Annotated in this window: 21 protein-coding genes; 11 read left to right on the top strand and 10 right to left on the bottom strand. The window is 71.0% G+C overall.

The annotated features are described in order from the left end of the window. Nucleotides 1-43: 43 nt before the first annotated feature. Nucleotides 44-1,213, bottom strand: coding sequence for an FAD-dependent monooxygenase (locus KBC94_RS17400; RefSeq protein WP_294372855.1), 1,170 nt, complete (start codon nt 1,211-1,213; stop codon nt 44-46). 159 nt (nt 1,214-1,372) lie between these two features. Between KBC94_RS17400 and KBC94_RS17395 the strand changes: the two genes are divergently transcribed. Continuing rightward, on the top strand, nt 1,373-2,272 hold the full coding sequence (locus KBC94_RS17395) for an MOSC N-terminal beta barrel domain-containing protein (protein WP_294372853.1): 900 nt from the start codon (nt 1,373-1,375) through the stop codon (nt 2,270-2,272). A 27-nt stretch (nt 2,273-2,299) separates the two neighbouring features. On the opposite strand, the gene rbsD is transcribed toward KBC94_RS17395, so the two are convergent. From rbsD to KBC94_RS17365, 6 genes are all read right to left on the bottom strand, one after another. Then, on the bottom strand, nt 2,300-2,698 hold the full coding sequence (gene rbsD / locus KBC94_RS17390; protein WP_294372852.1) for a D-ribose pyranase: 399 nt from the start codon (nt 2,696-2,698) through the stop codon (nt 2,300-2,302). Beyond that, nucleotides 2,695-3,654 carry a ribokinase gene (rbsK, locus tag KBC94_RS17385; RefSeq protein WP_294372850.1) on the bottom strand — a complete coding sequence of 320 codons (960 nt, stop codon included), beginning with the start codon at nt 3,652-3,654 and terminating at the stop codon, nt 2,695-2,697. The genes rbsD and rbsK overlap by 4 nt, the downstream gene beginning before the upstream one ends. Before the next feature lie 116 nt (nt 3,655-3,770). Beyond that, on the bottom strand, nt 3,771-4,781 hold the full coding sequence (locus tag KBC94_RS17380) for a LacI family DNA-binding transcriptional regulator (protein ID WP_294372848.1): 1,011 nt from the start codon (nt 4,779-4,781) through the stop codon (nt 3,771-3,773). A 28-nt stretch (nt 4,782-4,809) separates the two neighbouring features. Continuing rightward, nucleotides 4,810-5,805 (bottom strand): ABC transporter permease, encoded by a 996-nt coding sequence (locus KBC94_RS17375; protein ID WP_294372846.1) that lies wholly within the window; start codon nt 5,803-5,805, stop codon nt 4,810-4,812. Continuing rightward, nucleotides 5,802-7,364 (bottom strand): sugar ABC transporter ATP-binding protein, encoded by a 1,563-nt coding sequence (locus tag KBC94_RS17370; RefSeq protein ID WP_294372844.1) that lies wholly within the window; start codon nt 7,362-7,364, stop codon nt 5,802-5,804. Before KBC94_RS17370 ends, KBC94_RS17375 begins: the two co-directional genes overlap by 4 nt. Nucleotides 7,365-7,380: 16 nt before the next feature. Next, nucleotides 7,381-8,334 carry a sugar ABC transporter substrate-binding protein gene (locus KBC94_RS17365; protein WP_114802341.1) on the bottom strand — a complete coding sequence of 318 codons (954 nt, stop codon included), beginning with the start codon at nt 8,332-8,334 and terminating at the stop codon, nt 7,381-7,383. A gap of 226 nt (nt 8,335-8,560) precedes the next feature. Between KBC94_RS17365 and ychF the strand changes: the two genes are divergently transcribed. Further along, nucleotides 8,561-9,655: a redox-regulated ATPase YchF gene (ychF, locus tag KBC94_RS17360; RefSeq protein ID WP_294372840.1), complete on the top strand. Its 1,095-nt coding sequence runs from the start codon at nt 8,561-8,563 to the stop codon at nt 9,653-9,655. A gap of 79 nt (nt 9,656-9,734) precedes the next feature. Here the strand turns inward: ychF and KBC94_RS17355 are convergent, their stop codons facing one another. Continuing rightward, nucleotides 9,735-10,220 carry a YqaA family protein gene (locus KBC94_RS17355; RefSeq protein ID WP_294372838.1) on the bottom strand — a complete coding sequence of 162 codons (486 nt, stop codon included), beginning with the start codon at nt 10,218-10,220 and terminating at the stop codon, nt 9,735-9,737. Nucleotides 10,221-10,442: 222 nt separating this feature from the next. On the opposite strand from KBC94_RS17355, the gene dusB reads away from it, so the two are divergent. The 4 genes from dusB (at nt 10,443) to KBC94_RS17335 (ending at nt 13,902) form a co-directional block, all read left to right on the top strand. Continuing rightward, entirely contained in the window at nt 10,443-11,504 is a 1,062-nt protein-coding gene (gene dusB / locus KBC94_RS17350) for a tRNA dihydrouridine synthase DusB (protein ID WP_294372836.1), read from the top strand. Nucleotides 11,505-11,574: 70 nt separating this feature from the next. Further along, nucleotides 11,575-11,811 (top strand): helix-turn-helix domain-containing protein, encoded by a 237-nt coding sequence (locus KBC94_RS17345; RefSeq protein ID WP_076509440.1) that lies wholly within the window; start codon nt 11,575-11,577, stop codon nt 11,809-11,811. Between the two features lie 40 nt (nt 11,812-11,851). After that, nucleotides 11,852-13,459 (top strand): bifunctional phosphoribosylaminoimidazolecarboxamide formyltransferase/IMP cyclohydrolase, encoded by a 1,608-nt coding sequence (purH, locus tag KBC94_RS17340; RefSeq protein WP_294372829.1) that lies wholly within the window; start codon nt 11,852-11,854, stop codon nt 13,457-13,459. Further along, nucleotides 13,459-13,902, top strand: coding sequence for a c-type cytochrome (locus KBC94_RS17335; RefSeq protein ID WP_294372827.1), 444 nt, complete (start codon nt 13,459-13,461; stop codon nt 13,900-13,902). The genes purH and KBC94_RS17335 overlap by 1 nt, the downstream gene beginning before the upstream one ends. Before the next feature lie 24 nt (nt 13,903-13,926). On the opposite strand, the gene hemL is transcribed toward KBC94_RS17335, so the two are convergent. Both hemL and KBC94_RS17325 read right to left on the bottom strand, forming a co-directional pair. After that, the gene (gene hemL / locus KBC94_RS17330; protein WP_294372824.1) at nt 13,927-15,213 is read right to left on the bottom strand and encodes a glutamate-1-semialdehyde 2,1-aminomutase; all 1,287 of its coding nucleotides are present in this window, start codon (nt 15,211-15,213) and stop codon (nt 13,927-13,929) included. Between the two features lie 14 nt (nt 15,214-15,227). Continuing rightward, the gene (locus tag KBC94_RS17325) at nt 15,228-16,100 is read right to left on the bottom strand and encodes a bifunctional hydroxymethylpyrimidine kinase/phosphomethylpyrimidine kinase (RefSeq protein ID WP_294372927.1); all 873 of its coding nucleotides are present in this window, start codon (nt 16,098-16,100) and stop codon (nt 15,228-15,230) included. Between the two features lie 221 nt (nt 16,101-16,321). On the opposite strand from KBC94_RS17325, the gene KBC94_RS17320 reads away from it, so the two are divergent. The 5 genes from KBC94_RS17320 to KBC94_RS17300 all read left to right on the top strand — a co-directional run bounded on the left by KBC94_RS17320 (nt 16,322) and on the right by KBC94_RS17300 (nt 20,315). Then, complete coding sequence (locus tag KBC94_RS17320) at nt 16,322-16,492, top strand: rubredoxin (RefSeq protein WP_043113757.1); 171 nt, start codon at nt 16,322-16,324, stop codon at nt 16,490-16,492. Between the two features lie 73 nt (nt 16,493-16,565). Next, nucleotides 16,566-16,976 (top strand): response regulator, encoded by a 411-nt coding sequence (locus KBC94_RS17315; RefSeq protein WP_017757129.1) that lies wholly within the window; start codon nt 16,566-16,568, stop codon nt 16,974-16,976. 43 nt (nt 16,977-17,019) lie between these two features. Further along, entirely contained in the window at nt 17,020-17,385 is a 366-nt protein-coding gene (locus tag KBC94_RS17310) for a response regulator (RefSeq protein ID WP_294372817.1), read from the top strand. A gap of 97 nt (nt 17,386-17,482) precedes the next feature. Further along, nucleotides 17,483-18,016, top strand: coding sequence for a chemotaxis protein CheW (locus tag KBC94_RS17305; protein ID WP_294372813.1), 534 nt, complete (start codon nt 17,483-17,485; stop codon nt 18,014-18,016). A 268-nt stretch (nt 18,017-18,284) separates the two neighbouring features. Then, nucleotides 18,285-20,315 carry a methyl-accepting chemotaxis protein gene (locus tag KBC94_RS17300; protein WP_294372925.1) on the top strand — a complete coding sequence of 677 codons (2,031 nt, stop codon included), beginning with the start codon at nt 18,285-18,287 and terminating at the stop codon, nt 20,313-20,315. Nucleotides 20,316-20,372: the final 57 nt, after the last annotated feature.

Raw genomic sequence — 20,372 nt, 5'->3', positions numbered from 1 at the left:
TGCGCCTGGATCAGGGCAGGAATGATTGGGGGGGCCAAGGCCCTCACCCCAACCCTCTCCCAGAGGGAGAGGGAGAAGAAATACCAGAGGCCAGGCCCATCGCGCGGCGGGCCACCCAGCTCTTGAGCAAGTGGCTGCGGTCGAAGCCGAGCATGCCCCAGTTGCGCAGCCGTGCCAGCGGCTCGATGCCCTGGGCGAAGAGCTGCTGCAGGCCGTCCGTGGCCAGGCCCATGGCCAGCACGTCGGCACGGCGGGCGCGCTCGTAGCGGCGAAGCAGGCGGGCGTCACCCACGCTGCGCCAGTAGTCGCGTTCGCGGATCACGCGGGCCAGTTCGGCCGCATCGGCCAGGCCCAGGTTGAGCCCCTGGCCGGCCAGCGGATGCACGGTGTGCGCCGCGTCGCCGGCCAGCACCCAGGCACCACCTTCCGCAAAGCGCCCGGCCCAGCGGTCGGCCGTGGCGCGCTGCAGCGGCCAGGCAGCCCGCTCGCTGGACAGCGTGAAGCCGCCCAGCGCCTCGTGGCTGGCTTCGCGCAGGCGGGCGCAGAAGGCGTCGGCCTCCAGCGCCAGCAGTTCGGGCGCGCGCAGCTGGCCCACGGACCATACCAGGGCCAGTTGCCGGCCTTCGGCACCGCCCATGGGCAGCAGGGCCAGCACGTCGCCCTGGGCACTGAACCACTGGCGCGCCACGCCGCCATGCGGGCGTTCGGCCTCCAGCCGCGCGGCGATGGCGATTTGGGGATAGCGGGTCACGTCGTACTGCACGCCCAGCGCCTCGCGGGTGAGGCTGGCCTTGCCCTCGCACACCACGGTGAGCGCGGCCTTGACAGGCGCGGTCACGACCTCGACCTGGGGCGAGAAGCGGACGGCGGCCGCCAACTGCTCTTCCAGTGCGGGCACGTCGACGATCCAGGCCAGGGCGTCGACCTTCTGCTCGGCGGCGTCGAAGCGCACCCGGCCGTCCTCGTCGCCGAAGACCTGCATCTCGCGCACCGGCGTGGCCTGCGCCGCGTCGGGCCAGGCCCGCAGCGATTCGAGCAGGCTGCGCGAGGCCGCGTTGAGCGCATAGGCGCGCACGTCCGGGCGGTCGGGGGAGGGGGTGGAAGGGGCTTCGGCCACCAGGGCCACGCGGACCCGTTCTCGGGCCAGCAGCAACGCCAGCGTGCGGCCGACGATGCCGGCGCCGCGAATGCAAACCTCGGGGGGAAGAGCCATCGAAACATTGTAGGGAGCGCCCCTGCGCCCCGGCGATGGCTCGACAATGCGGCCCGCCGCCGCGGGCGGCCCGCTTTGTGCTCGTGAAGCGCGCGGCATGTCGCCACCTGCCGCCGCTTCCTCTCTCTGACCGTCCAGGGCTTGCCGCCCCTCATCGCCGTGACCGCTGCCGCCACTCCCGACCTCTCGCGCTTCGACCTCCAGGCCCGCATCGCGCGGCTGATCGTCTACCCCGTCAAGTCCTGCGCCGGGGTCGAGGTGCAGGAGGCCCTGCTCACCGAGACCGGCCTGGAATTCGACCGCGCCTGGATGCTGGTGGACGAGGCCGGCCGCTTCGTCAGCCAGCGCGAGCTGCCGCGCATGGCGCTGATCCGGCCGCAGATGAAGCACTACGAGATGATCCTGCGCGCCCCCGGCATGCTGGCGCTGCACATCGCCTACGACCGCGTGGAGGAACCGGTCCGCGCCACCATCTGGAAGGACGAGGTGGCGGCCTACGACATGGGCGACGTGGCGGCCCAGTGGTTCAGCGACTTCCTCTCCGAACCCGACCGGCCGCAGCGGCTGCGCATGGTGCGCTTCGATCCGGAGCACAAGCGCCTCTCCAGCCCCAAGTGGACGGGTGGCGTGGAGGCGCAGACGCAGTTCTCCGACGGCTATGCGCTGCTGGTGGTCAGCCAGGCGGCGGTGGATGAGTTCAACGAGCGGCTCGCAGCTAATGGCGGTCCGAGCATCGACGCGATCCGCTTGCGCCCCAACCTCGTGCTGGACCGCATGGAAGCGCACGACGAGGACCGTGTGGCGATGCTGCACATCCCCACCGAGCAGGGCGAGGTGCAGTTGCAGCCCGTCAAGCCCTGCGTGCGCTGCAGCATTCCCGACATCGATCCGGCCACGGCTCAGACGCAACCCGTGGTGGGCGAGACGCTGCGCAGCTACCGCGCCGATCCGCGCATGGAAGGTGCCACCACCTTCGGCATGAACCTCATCGTGCGCCAGGGCATCGACCACCTGCTCAAGGTGGGCCAGCCGGTGGGTGCGGACCTGCGCTTCGACTGACGCGGGGTCCCGTTGATCGGCGCGGCCTCAGATCTCGAAGCTGACGCCCGCAATCAAGAGGATGTTGGCGTAAGGCGTGCACTCGCCCGTGCGCACGATGGCGCGGGCCTTGGCGCTGCGCTGCTTGAATTCCTCGTGCGAGACGGCCAGCGGGGCCATCGGCAGCGCGGTGGGGTACCACGCGGGCCGGTCCTGGTCCGCCGGCAGTGCCTCGCAGGCGACGACGGCGCTTTCCACCGTCAGTTCGCTCAACACGGCGGCCAGCACCTCATCCAGCCGGGGCACGCCTCGCGCCACCGCCAGATCGATGCGGCGTGGACCGTCGGGAATGGGCAGGCCGGCATCGCCGATGACCAGCATGTCGCCATGGCCCATGGCGGCGATGACCTGGGAGAGTTCGGCGTGAAGAAGGTGGGTGCGTTTCATGGCAGGGCGACCGGTGCGGGCGGAACGGGGCTGGCGAGCACCTCGTCGCGCGAAGGAATGGAGGGCTGGGCGCCGGGCCGGCCGATGCACAGGGCTGCGGCGCGGATGCCCAGCTGCACGGCAGCGTCGAAGGTCTCGCCGCGCGCCAGCGACACGGCCAGGGCGCCCAGGAAGGTGTCGCCGGCGGCGGTGGTGTCCACCGCCTTCACGCGCAGGGCGGGGTGATGGCGGCAGCCGTCGGCATCGGCGGCCACCGCGCCTTCGCTGCCCAGCGTGACCACGACGCGCACCGGGCCGCGGGAGAGCAGGGCGCGTGCGGCCACGGCCGCCTCGGCGAAGCCCGTCACCGGCAGGCCCGAGAGCATCTGCGCTTCCAGCTCGTTGACCACCAGCGTGTCGATGCGCGGCCAGAAGGATTCGGGCAGCGCCTGCATCGGCGAGGGATTCAGCAGCACCCTGCAGCCGGCCTGCGCCGCGACCTCCATCGCCAGGCCGACCTGGTCCAGCGGCGTTTCGAACTGCAGGATCAGGAAGGCCGCGCCAGCGAGCTGCGTGCGCAGCGCGGCCGGGTCCACCTGCACCGCGGCGTTGGCGCCGGGGATCACGACGATGCGGTTCTGGCCGCTGTCCTCCACCATCACCAGCGCGACGCCCGTGGGCGTGGCCGCCTCGACGCGCACGCCGCGGGTGTCGATGCCGTCACGGGCCAGCGCATCGCGCAGGGCCGTGCCGTGCGCATCGGCGCCTACGCAGCCCAGCATGCGCACCGCGCCGCCTTGGCGGGCGCAGCCCACGGCCTGGTTGCCGCCCTTGCCGCCGGGCAGGTGGTCGATGGAGCGGCCATGCAGCGTCTCGCCGGCGGCGGGCGCTTGCGGCACGCGCACCACCACGTCCATGTTGAGGCTGCCAAGCACGACCAGCAGCGGGGCGTCGGCGGGGGCGGAAGAGCGGTTCACGGCGTCGGACTCGGGCAAGGGGAAAGAGGAAAGAGAGGGCACTCACAGGCAAAGACGCGGACAAGGCGATGGGAGGGCGAAGCGGTGGAGCGCGATGACGGGCCGCGGTGCAGGCCTCACGCCGGCCCGAAGCGCGCGGTCGAGTCGCGCACCCGCAGTTCCGGCTGCAGCAGCACCTTGCGGCCGATCTGGCGCCGGCCGTCGATGCGCTCCAGCAGCATGTCCACCGCCAGCGCGCCGATGCGCGCCTTGGGCTGGGCCACCGTGGTGAGCGGCGGGCTGGCATAGGCGCTCAGCTCGATGTCGTCGAAGCCCACCAGCGACATGTCGTCGGGCACGCGCAACCCGCATTCGTGCGCGGCGCGCAGCGCGCCCATGGCCATCAGGTCGTTGCCCACGAACACGGCGGAGGGCCGCTCGGCCGTGCGCAGGATGGCGTGCATGGCCTCGTAGCCGCCCTGCGGCGTGAAGCCGCCGTGCCACAGCAGCGCCGCGCTGGTCGCCGAATGGCCGGCTTCGGCCAGCGCCATGCGCCAGCCGTCGATGCGCTGCTCGCTGGGCGCGAGGCCCGCCGGTCCGCCGATGCAGGCGATGCGCCGGTGGCCCAGCGACAGCAGGTGCCGCGTGGCCAGCAGCCCGCCCTGCATGTGGGCGGTCTCGACCAGGTCGCAGGCCGGGTCTTCCACCTCGCGGTCCACCAGCACGGTGGGCATGCGCAGGCCGGCCAGCAGCGCGGGCAGCGAGGCATCCCCGCCGCTGGAGACCACGATCAGCCCGTCGATGCGCCGCTGCGCGAGCACCTGCAGGTACACGCTCTGGCGCTGCGCTTCGTCGTCGGTGTTGCACAGCACCAGCGCATAGCCGGCACCGAAGCAGCGGTCTTCCACCACCCGCACGATCTCGGCGAAGTAGGGGTTGGAGCTGTTGGGAATCAGCATGCCCACGGTGCGCGTGCTGTTGCTCTTGAGGCTGCGCGCGACGGCGCTGGGCACGTAGCCCAGGGCGCGGATGGCGTCCTCCACGCGCGCGCGGCCTTCGGGGCTGACGGCGCGCGTGCCGTTGACCACGTGCGACACGGTGGTCACCGACACACCGGCACGCAGGGCGACGTCCTTGATGGTGGCCATGGCGGCAGTGCGAAAGCGGTGGCGCCGGTCAGGCGGCGCCGGCGCGCCGCTGGCGCACGGTGTCGATGATCACGGCGGCCACGATCACGGCGCCGGTGATGATGCGCTTGGCCGGTTCGCTGGCGCCCACCTGGGCCAGGCCGGCTTCGAGCACCGCGATGATCAGCACGCCGAAGAAGGTGTTGATGACCGATCCGCGCCCACCCATCAGGCTGGTGCCGCCGATCACCACGGCGGCGATCACCTGCAGCTCGATGCCGGCGCCGGCATTGGGGTCGGCGGCTTCGAGGCGGGCGGACTGCATCAGCCCGCCCAGACCGGCCAGCAGACCGGTGACGGCGAACACGGCGATGCGGATCGGCCGCGGGTCGATGCCCGCCAGGCGCATGGCTTCCTCGTTGGTGCCGATGCCCACCACATGGCGGCCGAACACGGTGCGCGTGAGCACCAGGTGGCCCACGATCACGATGGCCACCGCCACCACGAAGGCCGAGGACACGCCGCCGATCCAGGGCGCCGCCAGGCCGGCGATGGCATCGCCCACGTACTGCGTGCGCGAATCCGTCACCAGGTAGGCGCCGCCGCGCACGGCTTCCAGCATGCCCAGCGAGACGATGAAGCTCGGCAGCCGCCAGGCCACCGACACCGCGCCGGTGACGGCGCCGCACAGCAGGCCGGTGGCCAGGCCCAGCGCCGCGGCGGCGGGCACGGCCAGCTTCCACTGCAGGATGGCGGCGGCCGTGACGGCGGCGCTCAGCGCCAGCACTGAGCCGACCGACAGGTCGATGCCCGCGATGATCAGCACGAAGGTCATGCCCACGGCCATCACCGTCAGCGCCGGCACTTCGTTGGCGATGGTGATGAAGGTCTCGGCCGTGAAGAAGTATTCGGACAGGCTGCTGAACAGCACGACCATGCCGATCAGCACCGCGGCCAGGCCGAGGTAGGTGCCGAGCTGGCCGCGCAGCGGCCGGGTGGTGGGCGCCGGCGCGGCGGCGGCTGGGGATTGGGCGGGCGGGTTCATGCAGGAATCGGGGAAGAGGTGGGTGCAGCGGCGGCCTCGGCGACCGGTGCATTGCCGAAGGCGGCGGCCAGCAGCGACTGCTCGCTCCAGGCACCGCGCTCGAAGACGGCGACCAGGCGGCCGGCATGCATCACGCCGATGCGGTCGCACATGGCCATCAGTTCGCGCAGATCGCTGGAGACCATCAGCATGGCGTGGCCGGCGGCGGCCATGCGGTCGAGTTCGGCATACAGGTCGGCACGGGCGCCGACGTCCACGCCGCGCGTGGGCTCGTCCAGCAGCAGCACCTTGCATTCGCGGTGCAGCCAGCGGGCGAACACCACCTTCTGCTGGTTGCCGCCGCTCAGGGTGGCGACGGCCTGCTCCTCGCTGCGCGAACGGATGCGCAGCGTCTGCACCAGCCGGCGGGCAATGCCGCGCTCATGCGCGAAGCGCAGCCAGCCGCCGCGCGAGATGGCGCCCAGGTCGCTCAGCGTGGCATTGACGCGGATCGACTGCGGCATCAAGAGGCCCTGCGACTTGCGGTCCTCCGTCACCAGGCCGATGCCGGCGCGGATGGCCTGCATCGGCGAGCGCCAGCGCCCACCGGGCGGCGAGGCGGCACCGGGCCAGTGCAGGTCGATGCGCCCGCGGTCGGCCCGGTCGGCGCCGAAGAGCAGGCGGATGAGTTCGGTGCGGCCCGCGCCCACCAGGCCGGCGATGCCCATGACCTCGCCGGCATGCAGGTCGATGTCCACGTCCTGCACCACCTGGCCGCGGCCCAGGCCGCGGGCGCTCAGCAGGCGTGCGCCAGCCGTTCGGCGCGGGCGCCCCTCGTGCTCGTGCACCGCGCGGCCGACCATGCGTTCGACGAGTTCGGATTCGCGCACGCCGGCCATGGGCCGCACGTCCACCAGCCGGCCGTCGCGCAGCACGGCCACGGTGTCCGCGATGCGCTGCAGCTCCTCCAGCCGGTGCGAGACATAGACGATGGCCACGCCGCGCGCCTTGAGCCGCTCGATCTGCGCGAACAGGTGCGCCGTCTCGCGGGGCGTCAGCATGGCGGTGGGCTCGTCCAGGATCAGCACGCGGGTGTCGTCCTGCAGGTTGCGCGCGATCTCCACCATCTGCTGCTGGCCGATGCCCAGGGCGGCCACCGGCAGCGCCGGGTCGGTGCCGTCCATGCCGATCTTGGCCAGCTGCGCCCGCGCCGCCTCGTGCAGCGCGCCGCGGCGCAGCCAGCCCAGACGCTGCGGCAGGCGGTCCAGCAGCAGGTTCTCGGCCACGGTGAGCGTGGGCACCAGGCCCAGCTCCTGCATCACCATGCGCACGCCCTGCGCCTCGGCATCGCGGCGCGAGGTCGGCGCGAAGGGCTGGCCGGCCAGTTGCATGCGCCCGCGCGTCGGCGAGACCAGGCCGCAGACGATCTTCGACAGCGTGCTCTTGCCCGCGCCGTTCTCGCCCGTCAGGGCCAGCACCTCGCCCGGCGCGAGCGTGAGGCTCACGCCGTCCAGCACCGTGGCGGCGTAGTCCTTGCCGATGTCGTCGAGCGAGAGCAGGGCAGTGCGCGGGGCGTGCATGGCAGGGCGCGCAGGCTTACTTGCTGTCCTTGGTGACCAGGACCACGTCGGTCTTGATCTCGGCGGGCATCTGGGCCTGGGTCTTCTTCTCGGCCAGGGCCTTCAGCGCGGTCTCGATGCCGAACACGGCCTGCTTGGCGCCGAACTGGTCGGCGGTGGCCAGCACGCGGCCGTCGGCCAGCATGGGCTTGATGGCGCCGATGTTGTCGTAGCCCACCACCTGCACCTGGCCGGTCTTGCCGGCGGCCTTGACGGCGGCCACGGCGCCCAGGGCCATGCTGTCGTTGCCGGCCAGCAGGGCCTTCAGGTCGGGGTGCTCGCGCAGCATGCCGGCGGCCACCGTGTTGCCCTTGTCGATTTCCCACTGGCCGGACTGCACGCCGACCACGTTGGCGCCGACGGCCTTCATGGCGTCCTGGTAGCCCAGGGTGCGCTGCTGCGCATTGAAGGTGGTGGAGACGCCTTCGATGATGCCGACCTTGTCGCCCGACTTCAGTTGCTTGCCCAGGTAGTCGCCCACCAGCTTGGCGCCGGCGCGGTTGTCGGGGCCGACGAAGGTCACCTGGATGTTCTTTTCCTTGAGCGCGGCGGCGTCCAGGCGGTTGTCGATGTTGACCACCAGGATGCCCTTGTCGACGGCCGCCTTGATGGCCGGCACCAGCGCCTTCGAATCGGCCGGTGCGATCACCAGCGCATTGACCTTCTGGGCCACCATCTGCTCGACCATCTTGATCTGGGCAGCGGTGTCGGTCTCGTTCTTGATGCCGTTGGCCACCAGCGTGTACTGGCCGGCGTTGGCCTTCTGGTGCGCCTTGGCGCCGTCTTCCATGGTGGCGAAGAACTCGTTGGCCAGCGACTTCATCACCAGCGCCACCTTGGGCTTGTCCTGGGCATGGGCGGGCGCGAGGGCGAAGGCGCCCAGAACGGCGAGGGCGGCGGCGGCCTGGGCCGTGCGGCGGGTGAAGGTCATGGCGAGTCTCCGGATGTGGATGGATGGATCGGGGCGGCATCAGGGCCTGCCCGGCGCGAAGCGGGGCGGATGATAGTGGGGTCGCAAACGTTTGCGCAAACGTTTGCGGCATCGTTTGACCTAGGTTTTTCCCTGAGCGCACGCCGCCGCGGCGGGGCCATGCAAGCGAGTTTCCGGGCCTGCAGGGTGCCCGCCTAAAATCCCGCGGCTAATCCAGAGGACCCCCATGAGCTTGAAATGCGGCATCGTCGGCCTGCCCAACGTCGGTAAATCCACCCTGTTCAACGCGCTGACCAAGGCCGGCATCGCCGCCGAGAACTATCCCTTCTGCACCATCGAACCCAACGTGGGCGTGGTCGAGGTGCCCGATCCGCGCCTGGCGCAGCTGGCGCAGATCGTCCAGCCTGAGCGCATCCTGCCGGCCATCGTCGAGTTCGTGGACATCGCCGGCCTGGTGGCGGGTGCCAGCCAGGGCGAAGGCCTGGGCAACCAGTTCCTGGCCCACATCCGCGAGACCGACGCCATCGTCAACGTGGTGCGCTGCTTCGAGGACGAGAACGTCATCCACGTGGCGGGCAAGGTCGACCCCATCGCCGACATCGAGGTGATCCAGACCGAGCTGTGCCTGGCCGACCTGGGCACCGTGGACAAGGCCCTGCAGCGCTACACCAAGGCGGCCAAGAGCGGCAACGACAAGGAAGCCATCGCCATGGTCAAGCTGCTGGGCCCGGTGCAGGCGGCGCTGAACGAAGGAAAGCCGGCACGCGCGCTGGGCCTGTCGGCGGACGACCAGCTGCTGCTCAAGCCGCTGTGCCTGATCACCGCCAAGCCGGCCATGTTCGTCGGCAACGTGAGCGAGGACGGCTTCGAGAACAACCCGCTGCTGGACCGCCTGAAAGAGTACGCCGCCAGCCAGAACGCGCCCGTGGTGGCCATCTGCGCCAAGATGGAAGCGGACATGGCCGACATGGACGACGAGGACAAGAAGATGTTCCTCGAAGAGATCGGCCAGGAAGAGCCGGGTCTGAACCGCCTGATCCGCGCGGCGTTCAAGTTGCTGGGCCTGCAGACCTACTTCACCGCCGGCGTGAAGGAAGTGCGCGCCTGGACCATCCGCATCGGCGACACGGCCCCCCAGGCGGCCGGCGTGATCCACGGCGACTTCGAGCGCGGCTTCATCCGCGCCCAGACCATCGCCTTCGACGACTACATCGCCTTCAAGGGCGAGCAGGGCGCCAAGGACGCGGGCAAGATGCGCAGCGAAGGCAAGGAATACGTCGTGAAGGATGGCGACGTGATGAACTTCCTGTTCAACGTCTGAGCGTCGCGGCCGTTGCCGCGGACAAGACCAGCGCAGGGGCCTGCTCCGGCGACGGGGCAGGCCCTTTTGCTGGGCGCCTTCAATGGTTCGGCCAGATGTACAGCAGCGCCACCGTCATGCACAGGTAGCGCCCGAACTTGCCGATGGACATGTAGACCACGCAGGGCCAGAAGGGCATGCGCAGCCAGCCGGCCACGGCGCACAGCGGATCGCCCACCAGCGGCAGCCAGCTCAGCAGGCAGGCCTTGGGGCCCAGTCGCTCCAGCCAGGCGATGGCGCGCAGGTGGTGGCTGGAATGGCTGTACTTGTCGGCCACCTTGTGCGCGCCGTAGCCCATCCACCAGGTGAGCGCGCCGCCCAGGGTGTTGCCGGCGGTGGCGACCAGCACGGCGGGCCAGAACAGTTCGGGATTGAGCTTGAGCAGGCCGAAGAGCGCCGGCTCCGAGCCCAGGGGCAGCAGCGTCGCCGAGACGAAGGCGACGACGAACAGCGTCGACAGCCCGAATTGCGGCAGTGCCAGTGCCGCCATCGCGGCGGCCATCACGGACTCGAACCAGGCTTCCATGGGGGCGGGAGTATAGGAATGGCAGGTGCGGCCCACGTCGGCGCGCAGGCCGTGTGCATGCCCGTGGGCGTGCTGCCGGCGGCAACGGCCAGCGGCCAGCGGTCGGCGGTCGGCGGCCGTCGCCTGCGTGCGCGTTTCAGCCGCTGAAATCGCGGGTGGCTAGAATCCGTGCCTCATTTTTCAGCAGCGCCCGCGGCGCTGCGCGCTTTTCCTCCCCACCTCATGCAGATCGGCCACATCACGCTGGAGAACCGCCTGTTCGTCGCCCCCATGGCGGGTGTGACGGACCGGCCGTTCCGCATGCTGTGCCGCTCGCTCGGCGCGGGCTATGCGGTGAGCGAGATGGTCACCTCGCGCAAGGATCTGTGGAGCTCGCTCAAGACCTCGCGCCGGGCCAACCATGACGGCGAGCCCGGGCCCATCGCCGTGCAGATCGCCGGCACCGACGCGGCCATGATGGCCGAGGCGGCCCAGTACAACATCGACCGCGGCGCCCAGATCATCGACATCAACATGGGCTGCCCGGCCAAGAAGGTCTGCAACAAGTGGGCGGGCTCGGCGCTGATGCGCGACGAGCCGCTGGCCCTCGCCATCGCCGAGGCGGTGGTGGCCGCCGCCGCGCCGCATGGCGTGCCCGTGACGCTCAAGATGCGCACCGGCTGGAGCACCGAGCACCGCAACGCCGTGGCGCTGGCACGCCGCTTCGAGGCCGCCGGCATCCGCATGCTGACTGTGCACGGCCGCACGCGCGAACAAGGCTACAAGGGCTTCGCCGAGTACGACACCATCGCGGCCGTCAAGGCATCGGTGGGCATCCCTGTGGTCGCCAACGGCGACATCGACTCGCCGCAGAAGGCGCGCGACGTGTTGGCCGCCACCGGCGCCGACGCCGTGATGATCGGCCGCGCCGCGCAGGGCCGCCCGTGGATCTTCCGCGAGGTGGGCCACTTCCTGGCCACCGGCGAGACCATGGCGCCGCCGCTGGTGGCCGAGGTGCGCCGGCTGCTGCTCGCGCACCTGCACGAGCACTACGCGCTGTACGGCGAGGTGACGGGCGTGCGCACCGCGCGCAAGCACATCGGCTGGTACGTACGGGCGCTGCCGGGCGGCGAGGACTTCCGCCAGCGCATGAACCGGCTGGAGGACTCCGCCACGCAGTGGCAGGCCGTGGCCGACTATTTCGAGGCCCTGGGCGAGCGGATGGACCGCATGCCCGAGGCCACCGCCGGGCCGGGTGCCCTGCAGGAAGAAGACGAAGAAGACAGCGGCTGCCTCACCTGCTGAACGCAGGCGGTGGTTGCGCGGCGCGCGGGGGATCGGGCGCCGTCACAAGACACATCGAACGAACGACGACATGAGCAAACACACGATCGAGGAGTGCGTGAAATCCAGCCTCGAAGACTACTTCCGCGACCTGCGCGGCACCGAGCCGGACGGCCTGCACGACATGCTGGTGCGTGCCGTCGAAAAGCCGCTGCTGGAGGTGGTCATGGACCGCGCCGAGGGCAACCAGTCGCGCGCCGCCCAGTGGCTGGGCCTGAACCGCAACACCCTGCGCAAGAAGCTGCTCGAGCACAAGCTCGCCAAGTGAACCGAATTCCAACGAAGCCCCAGACCCGACTGGCATCCCCATGGCACTGACCGCACTCATTTCCGTTTCCGACAAGACCGGCGTCCTCGACCTCGCCCAGGGGCTGCATGCGCTGGGCGTCCAGCTGCTGTCCACCGGCGGCACCGCCAAGCTGCTGGCCGAGGCCGGCCTGCCCGTCACCGAGGTGGCCGACCACACGGGCTTTCCCGAGATGCTCGACGGCCGCGTGAAGACGCTCCACCCGAAGATCCACGGCGGCCTGCTGGCCCGCCGCGACCTGCCGGCCCATATGGCCGCACTGGCCGAGCACGGCATCGCCACCATCGACCTGCTGGTGGTCAACCTCTATCCCTTCGAGGCCACGGTGGCCAAGGCCGGCTGCACGCTGGAAGACGCCATCGAGAACATCGACATCGGCGGCCCGGCCATGGTGCGTAGCGCCGCCAAGAACTGGAAGGACGTCGCGGTGCTGACCGACGCCAGCCAGTACAGCGCGGCGCTGGAAGAACTCAAGGTCCACGGCCGCATCAGCGACAAGACCAAGTTCGGCTTCTCCGTCGCCGCCTTCAACCGCATCAGCAACTACGACGCCGCCATCAGCGACTGGCTGTCGTCGGTCGACTTCGAGGCCAGCGCGGGGCAGCCGGTGCCGCAGCGCAGCGCCTTCCCGGCGCAGAGCAACGGCCGCTTCGTCAAGGTGCAGGACCTGCGCTACGGCGAGAACCCGCACCAGGCCGCGGCCTTCTATCGCGACCTGTATCCCGCGCCTGGCTCGCTGGTGACGGCCAAGCAGCTGCAGGGCAAGGAACTGAGCTACAACAACATCGCCGATGCCGATGCGGCGTGGGAATGCGTCAAGAGCTTCGACGTGCCGGCCTGCGTGATCGTCAAGCATGCCAACCCCTGCGGCGTGGCCATCGGTGCCGACGCGGGCGAGGCCTACGGCAAGGCCTTCAAGACCGACCCCACCTCGGCCTTCGGCGGCATCATCGCCTTCAACACGCCGGTGGATGCCGGCACGGCCCAGGCCGTGGGCAAGCAGTTCGTCGAGGTGCTGATGGCGCCCGCCTTCAGCCCCGATGCGCTGGAGCTGCTCAAGACCAAGCCCAATGTGCGCGTGCTGCAGATCTCGCTCGACGGCATCAAGCGCGACGGCGCCAGCGCCTGGGCGCGCGGCCTCAATGCGCAGGACGTCAAGCGCGTGGGCTCGGGCCTGCTGATCCAGACCGCCGACAACCATGAACTGCAACTGTCCGACCTCAAGGTCGTGACGAAGAAGCAGCCCACCGACGCCGAGCTGCAGGACCTGCTCTTCGCCTGGAAGGTCGCCAAGTTCGTCAAGAGCAATGCCATCGTCTTCTGCCAGGGCGGCATGACGCTGGGCGTGGGCGCCGGCCAGATGAGTCGCCTCGACTCCGCCCGCATCGCCAGCATCAAGGCCGAGCATGCCGGTCTGTCGCTGGCCGGCTCGGCGGTGGCGAGCGACGCCTTCTTCCCCTTCCGCGACGGCCTGGACGTGGTGATCGACCACGGCGCCACCTGCGTCATCCAGCCCGGCGGCTCGATGCGCGACAAGGAAGTGATCGACGCCGCCGACGAGCGTGGCGTGGCCATGGTGTTCAGCGGCGTGCGCCACTTCCGCCACTGATGGGCGCGACGGGCCGCCCGGGGGCGACGGAAGACGAGGCGCCGCCCCGGCGCCCGCGCTGGCTGCTGGTGCTGCTGGCGCTGTTCGTGGCGATGTCCGCGGCCGGCATGCTGATCACCGGCTGGCTCATCCTGCGCGGCTATGTGTTCAAGCCGCCCGTGGCCGCCACGGGGCCGGTGGCAGAGGGCTACACGCTGGTGCAGGCCAGCGACTGCATGCGCTGCCACCTGGCCGAGCGCAAGGCGGTGGGCCCGGGCTGGCAGGCCATCGCGGCCCGGCATGCGGACAACCCCGAGGCCGTGGCGCTGCTCGCGCGCAAGATCCGCGAGGGCAGCGTCGGCGACTGGGGGCGGGTGATCATGCCGCGCCATCCGCAGATCGGCGAGGCCGATGCGCGGCTGATGGCGCAGTGGGTGCTGGCGCAGCGGCCGGCCAGTCGCTGACGCGGCGCCGCCGGCTGCCGGCGCTCAGCCCAGCGTCTTGAACACCTCGCGCGCCGCCTCGATGGTGGCGGAGATGTCCTCGGCCGCATGGGCGGCGCTCACGAAGCCGGCCTCGTACAGCGCCGGCGCGATGTACACGCCGCGGTCGAGCAGGCCGTGGAACAGGGCGTTGAACTTCGCGCCGTCGCTGGTCATCACCTTGCCGTAGTTCTGCGGCAGCGCGGGCAGCAGGAAGAAACCGAACATGCCGCCTTCGCAATCGGCGCTGAAAGGCACGCCGGCATCAGCCGCGGCGTGGCGCAGGCCTTCGGCCAAGGCGCGGGTCTTGGCCGACAGGGTCTCGTAGAAGCCGGGGCGGGCGATCTCCTTGAGCGTGGCCAGGCCGCAGGCCGTGGCCACCGGATTGCCCGACAGCGTGCCGGCCTGGTAGACCGGGCCCAGCGGCGCCAGCTGCTCCATGATGGCGCGCGGCCCGCCGAAGGCCGCCAGCGGCATGCCGCCGCCGATCACCTTGCCCAGCACCGTGAGGTCGGGCGTGATGCCCAGCACGCCCTGCGCGCCGTGCAGGCCGACGCGAAAGCCCGTCATCACCTCGTCGAACACCAGCAGCGCGCCATGCTGGGTGCACAGCTCGCGGCAGCGGCGGGCGAACTCGGGCGTGGCCCGCACGAAGTTCATGTTGCCGGCGATGGCCTCGATCATCACGCAGGCGATGTCGTGGCCGTGCAGCGCGAAGGCCTCTTCGAGCTGGGCGATGTTGTTGTATTCGAGCACCAGCGTGTGCTGCACCACCTCGGCCGGCACGCCGGCGGAGGTGGGGTTGCCGAAGGTGGCCAGGCCCGAGCCGGCCTTGACCAGCAGCGCGTCGGCATGGCCGTGGTAGCAGCCCTCGAACTTGACGATGTGGCGCCGGCCGGTGGCGCCGCGCGCCAGGCGCAGGGCACTCATGGCGGCCTCGGTGCCGGAGCTCACCAGCCGCACCATCTCCATCGACGGCATCAGCGCCAGGATGGCCTCGGCCAGCTCGATCTCGCGCTCGGTCGGCGCGCCGAAGGAAAAGCCCTCGGCCACCGCGCGCTGCACGGCCTCGACCACGGCCGGATGGCCATGGCCCAGGATCATGGGGCCCCAGGAGCCGATGTAGTCGATGTAGCGCTGGCCGGCAGCGTCCCACATGTAGGGGCCCTGGGCGCGGGCGATGAAGCGGGGCGTGCCGCCGACGGCACGGAAGGCGCGCACGGGCGAATTGACGCCGCCCGGGATCACGGCGCGGGCACGGTCGAAGAGCTGGAGATTGGTGTCGATGGTCATGGGAGGGGTGGCATTCAATGCCGCGTGTCATGGGGAGGCAGGGCGAAGTCGGCCCGGTCCAGGCCGTCGTCCTCCTCTTCGTCGTCGTCGTCGGGCTGGGCCCAGAACAGGCGGTCGGGCAGCACCTGGCCCATGCCGGGGCGGAAGCCCGCGTCCAGGCTGCGGTCCATGTAGGCCAAGGCCTCCGCGGTGGCCGAGCTCAGGTCGGCGCCGGTGGCCAGCAGGGCGGCCAGCGCGGCCGACAGCGTCTCGCCGGCACCGGCGAAGACGGCATCGAGCCGTTCGTATTTCTCGCTCAGCACCGTGGACTGGGGCGACGCCAGGACGTTCTCCATCCAGCCGTCGGGCCGCAGGATGCCGGTCACCAGCGTGTACGACACGCCCAGTTCGCCGGCCGCGCGGGCGATGTCGCGCGGCGTGGGCGGGCGGTCGCCGTCCCAGTCGGGCAGCAGCCAGCGGCGCAGCGTGCCCTGGTTGCCCACCAGCACGGCCGTCTGCGGCAGCACGAGGTCGCGGAAGGCGTCCAGGTAGCTGTCGATCGGCTCGTCCTCCCACCACGACAGGTTGGGCATGTAGGCCACCACGGGCACTTCGGGATAGTCGGAGGCGATCTCGGCCACCAGGCTCAGGTTGTCGGGACTGCCGGCAAAACCCACCTTGATGGCCTGCACGGGCACGTCCTCCAGGATGGCGCGGGCCTGCTCGGCCACGTGCTCCTCGTCCAGCGCCACATGGTCGAAGACCTCGGCGGTGTCGCGCACATAGACGCCGGTGGTCACCCCCAGCATGTGGGCGCCTACCGAAGCCACCGACAGCGCGTCCGCGCTCAGGCCCGTGGCGCCGCTGGCGTCGCCGGCGTTGAAGACCAGCACGCAGGGCTGGCGCAGCTCTTCGGCGGGAAGAAGCGGGGACTGCGCAGGGTCATCTCCCGCTGCGTCACCTTCGTTAACATCGCCCGGTTGCGCTGCCTCGAGGGCCCGGATGCCGGGTCTCTGCATGAATGGGCGGGCGCTGCGCGGAAGCATGTCACGGGTCCTTTTGACAACGTCAAAAGGGGTGACGTCTAGATACAATTGTTGCATTATTTGAACGAGGCCCGTAAGCTGCGATGAATACGAAAACCTGGATGTGCCTGATTTGCGGGTGGATCTACGACGAAGCGGCAGGTTGGCCCGACGATGGTATTGCCCCGGGCACGGCCTGGGCCGATGTTCCGATGAACTGGACCTGCCCGGAGTGCGGCGCGCGCAAGGAAGATTTCGAAATGGTCGAGATCTGAGCCTCGCGGCGACGGCACCGCCCGGTTGCCGCGGCCGCGCAGTGCGGCCGGCGGCCAAGACAAGAGGATGGCGATGAGTGCGAACGGATCGGGTTTCAAGGTGCTGGTGATCGACGACAGCAACACGATCCGGCGCAGTGCCGAGATCTTCCTCAAGCAGGGCGGCCACGAGGTGCTGCTGGCCGAGGACGGCTACGACGCGCTTTCGAAGGTGAACGACCACCAGCCGCAGCTGATTTTCTGCGACATCCTGATGCCCCGGCTGGACGGCTACCAGACCTGCGCCATCATCAAGCGCAATGCCCAGTTCAGCCATGTGCCGGTGGTCATGCTTTCCTCGCGCGACGGCGTCTTCGACAAGGCCCGCGGGCGCATGGTGGGCTCGCAGGACTACCTGACCAAACCCTTCACCAAGGACCAGCTGCTGCAGGCCGTGCGGCAGTTCGGCGGCGACGGCACCGCCCCGGCGCCATCCGCGACATGATGGCCTGCGCCGCCCTGCGCGCAGGCACGAGAGAACACCGCCCATGACCATCCGCAGCGTGCTCGTCGTCGACGACTCCCGCACCGAGCTGGTATTCCTGTCGGACCTGCTGCAGCGCAACGGCTTTGCCGTGCGCACCGCCGAGAACGCCGAGGCCGCGATGCGGCACCTGGAGATCGGCCTGCCCGACCTGATCCTGATGGACATCGTCATGCCGGGGCAGAACGGTTTCCAGTTCACCCGCAGCCTGATGCGCGATCCGCGCTTCGCCCAGGTGCCGGTGATCATGTGCAGCAGCAAGGGCCAGGAGACCGACCGTGTGTGGGGCCTGCGCCAGGGGGCGCGCGACTACATCGTCAAACCCGTGCAGGCCGACGAGTTGCTCGCCAAGATCCGCGCGCTGGACTGAGGCGGCCCCATGCGTCCCGCTGGCCCCTCCGCTGCCGACCGTGCTGCCGCCCCGGGCGGGCAGCGGTGGCGCGCACGCATCCGCGTCCGGGTGGCCCATGGCGCAGCGTGAGTCCCTGCGCGCCTTCCAGGCCCGCCTGGCCGAGCGGCTGCAGGCCGCCCAGGCGCGTCCGATGGCGGCACAGTGGCTGGCGGTCCAGGCCGGTGGCCGTGCCTGCCTGCTGCCGCTGCCGCAGGCCGGCGAGATATTTCCGGCCGCGGCGCCGCAGCCCGTTCCCTACGTCAAGCCCTGGTTCCTCGGCGTGGCCAACCTGCGCGGACGGCTGTGCGGCGTGATCCGGCTGGCCCACTGGCTGGCCGACTCGCCCCTGCCCGCCGAGGCGGGCCAGCCGGGCGAGGAGGGGTCGCACCTGGTGGCGCTGGGCGAAGCACTGGGCGTCAACGCCGCGCTGCGGGTCGATGCGCTGGCCGGCCTGCGCAGCGGCAGCGCCTTCACCGGCGTGCTGCATGCCGAGGCGGTGCGCCCGCCCTGGCTGGGCGCCTGCCTGGCCGACGGCGAGGGCCGGGCCTGGCAGGTGCTCGACCTGCAGGCGTTGGCGGCCGATCCCGCCTTCCTGCACATCGCGGCGTGACGATCCGCGCCGCCGTCTCCGTTCCGAAGGACCGACCGTGACCCCGATCGTCGATACGCTCAAGAAGTACCTGCCAGGCCGCGACCCCGGCGTCGCGGACCTGGACCAGCCGGCCACCGTGATCGGCGCCGATTCGCCCGGGCCGGCGCCGGCTGCCGCCGCACGCCGCACCGAGACGCGGCCCGCGGGACTGGAGCCACGGCCGCCGGCCGCCGCGGCGAAGGCCGATGCGCTCCGCCCTGCCGCTGCACCGGCCGCGGCCGGCCGCATGCCCGCCGTGCGCCAGCGCTGGCTCATCGCCCTGCTGGCCCTGCTCGTGCTGATGCTGCTGGCGGCCGCCGGCTGGACGGCCGTGCGCGCGGACCGTGTCTCGCAGCAGCTGGCTTCGGCCGGCCAGGCGCTGATGCAGTCGCAGCGGCTGGCCAAGTCGGTGTCGCAGGCCCTCGTCGGCACGGTGCCCGCCTTCGCCGAGCTGCGCGACAGCACGGACGACCTCACGCGGCGGGTCGCCGGCCTGGCGCGTGGCGACGACGAACTGGGCCTGTCGCCGTTGGGCGCCGCCGATGCCGAGATCCTGGCCCGCATCCAGCCGCTGGCGGCGCGGGCCGAAGCCGGTGCCAAGGTGGTGCTGGGCCAGCAGAAGGTGCTGATCGAGGTGGGCGCGGGCCTGCGCGGCATCGCCCGCCAGTCGGCCGACCAGCTGGACGCCGCACAGACCGTGGCCACCGCCGCCCTGCGCGGCGCCTCGCCGGCCGAGGCGCAGGCGGCGAGCCAGTTGGCGATGCTCACCCAGCGCATCGGCAAGTCGGCCAGCGAATTCCTGACCGTCGAGGGCGTGAGCCCCGACGCGGTGTTCCTGCTCGGCAAGGACATGACCCGCTTCGAGGAGCTGGTGCGTGGCCTGCAGGACGGCAGCGCCTCGCTGGGCCTGTCGCCGTTGCGCGACCCCGCGGCGCGCGAGTCGCTCAACGCCCTCCTGGCCAGCCATCAGCAGAACCAGGCCCAGGCCCGCGCCGTGCTGGAGAACCTGCAGGGCGTGGTGGCCGCGCGCGAGGCGCAGGCGGCCGTGCTGGCCGACAGCGAGCCCCTGCGCCGCGCCCTGGGCGAGCTGCAGACGCGCCTGCAGTCGCGCACCGGCCTGGGCTTCGAGGAACTGGCGCTGCTGGTCCTGCTGTCGCTGGCGGCGCTGGGCCTGGCCGCCGCCATCGGCTGGCTGCAGGTGCGCGAAGGTCGCCAGCGCGCGGCCGCCGCCGAGCGCGATCGCCAGCAGGCCGAGGAGCAGGCCCGCGAATCCAACCGCGTCAACAGCGCCAACCAGAGCGCCATCCTGCGGCTGATGAACGAGCTGCAGACCGTGGCCGAGGGCGACCTCACGCAGCAGGCCACCGTGACCGAGGACATCACCGGCGCCATCGCCGACTCGGTGAACTACACCGTCGAGGAGCTGCGGCTGCTGGTGGGCAACGTGCAGAACACGGCCACCCGCGTGGCCCACACCACGGGCCAAGTCGACCAGACCTCGACCGAGCTGCTGGCCGCCTCGACCGAGCAGCTGCGCGAGATCCGCGAGACCGGCCAGTCGGTGCTGAGCATGGCCGCGCGCATCAACGGCGTGTCGGCGCAGGCGCAGGAGTCGGCCGCGGTGGCGCGCCAGTCGCTGCAGGCGGCGGAATCGGGCCTGTCGGCGGTGCAGAACACCATCGGCGGCATGAACGCGATCCGCGACCAGATCCAGGACACGGCCAAGCGCATCAAGCGGCTGGGCGAGTCCTCGCAGGAGATCGGCGAGATCACCGAGCTGATCTCGGACATCACCGAGCAGACCAACGTGCTGGCCCTGAACGCCGCCATCCAGGCCGCCTCGGCCGGCGAGGCGGGGCGCGGCTTCTCGGTGGTGGCCGAGGAGGTGCAGCGGCTGGCCGAACGCTCGGGCGACGCCACGCGCCAGATCGCCGCGCTGGTCAAGGCGATCCAGACCGACACGCAGGACGCCGTGGGCGCCATGGAGCGCTCCACGCAGGGCGTGGTCGAGGGCGCGCGGCTGTCCGACAACGCGGGCACGGCGCTGTCCGAGATCGACCGCGTGTCGCGCCGCCTGGCCGAGCTGATCGAGGAGATCTCGCAGTCGGCCTCGCGCGAGGCCGAATCGGCCAACGTCGTGGCCGCGAGCATCCAGCACATCTTTGCCGTGACCGAGCAGACCGGCGAAGGCACCCGCGCCACGGCACGGCAGGTGCGCGAGCTCTCGCAGATGGCCGAGGAGCTGCGCCAATCGGTCGCGCGCTTCAAGATCGCGTGATATGGAACACCCCCAGGCTGCGCGCTTCGCGCTTCGCCTCCCCCCTCAAGGGGGCCG

This window comes from Pseudacidovorax sp. (assembly GCF_017991995.1).
In the GTDB taxonomy this organism is placed as follows: Bacteria; Pseudomonadota; Gammaproteobacteria; order Burkholderiales; family Burkholderiaceae_C; genus Xenophilus.
The sequence above is the reverse complement of the archived record's forward strand: the minus strand, read 5'-3'. Positions and strand labels throughout refer to the sequence as shown.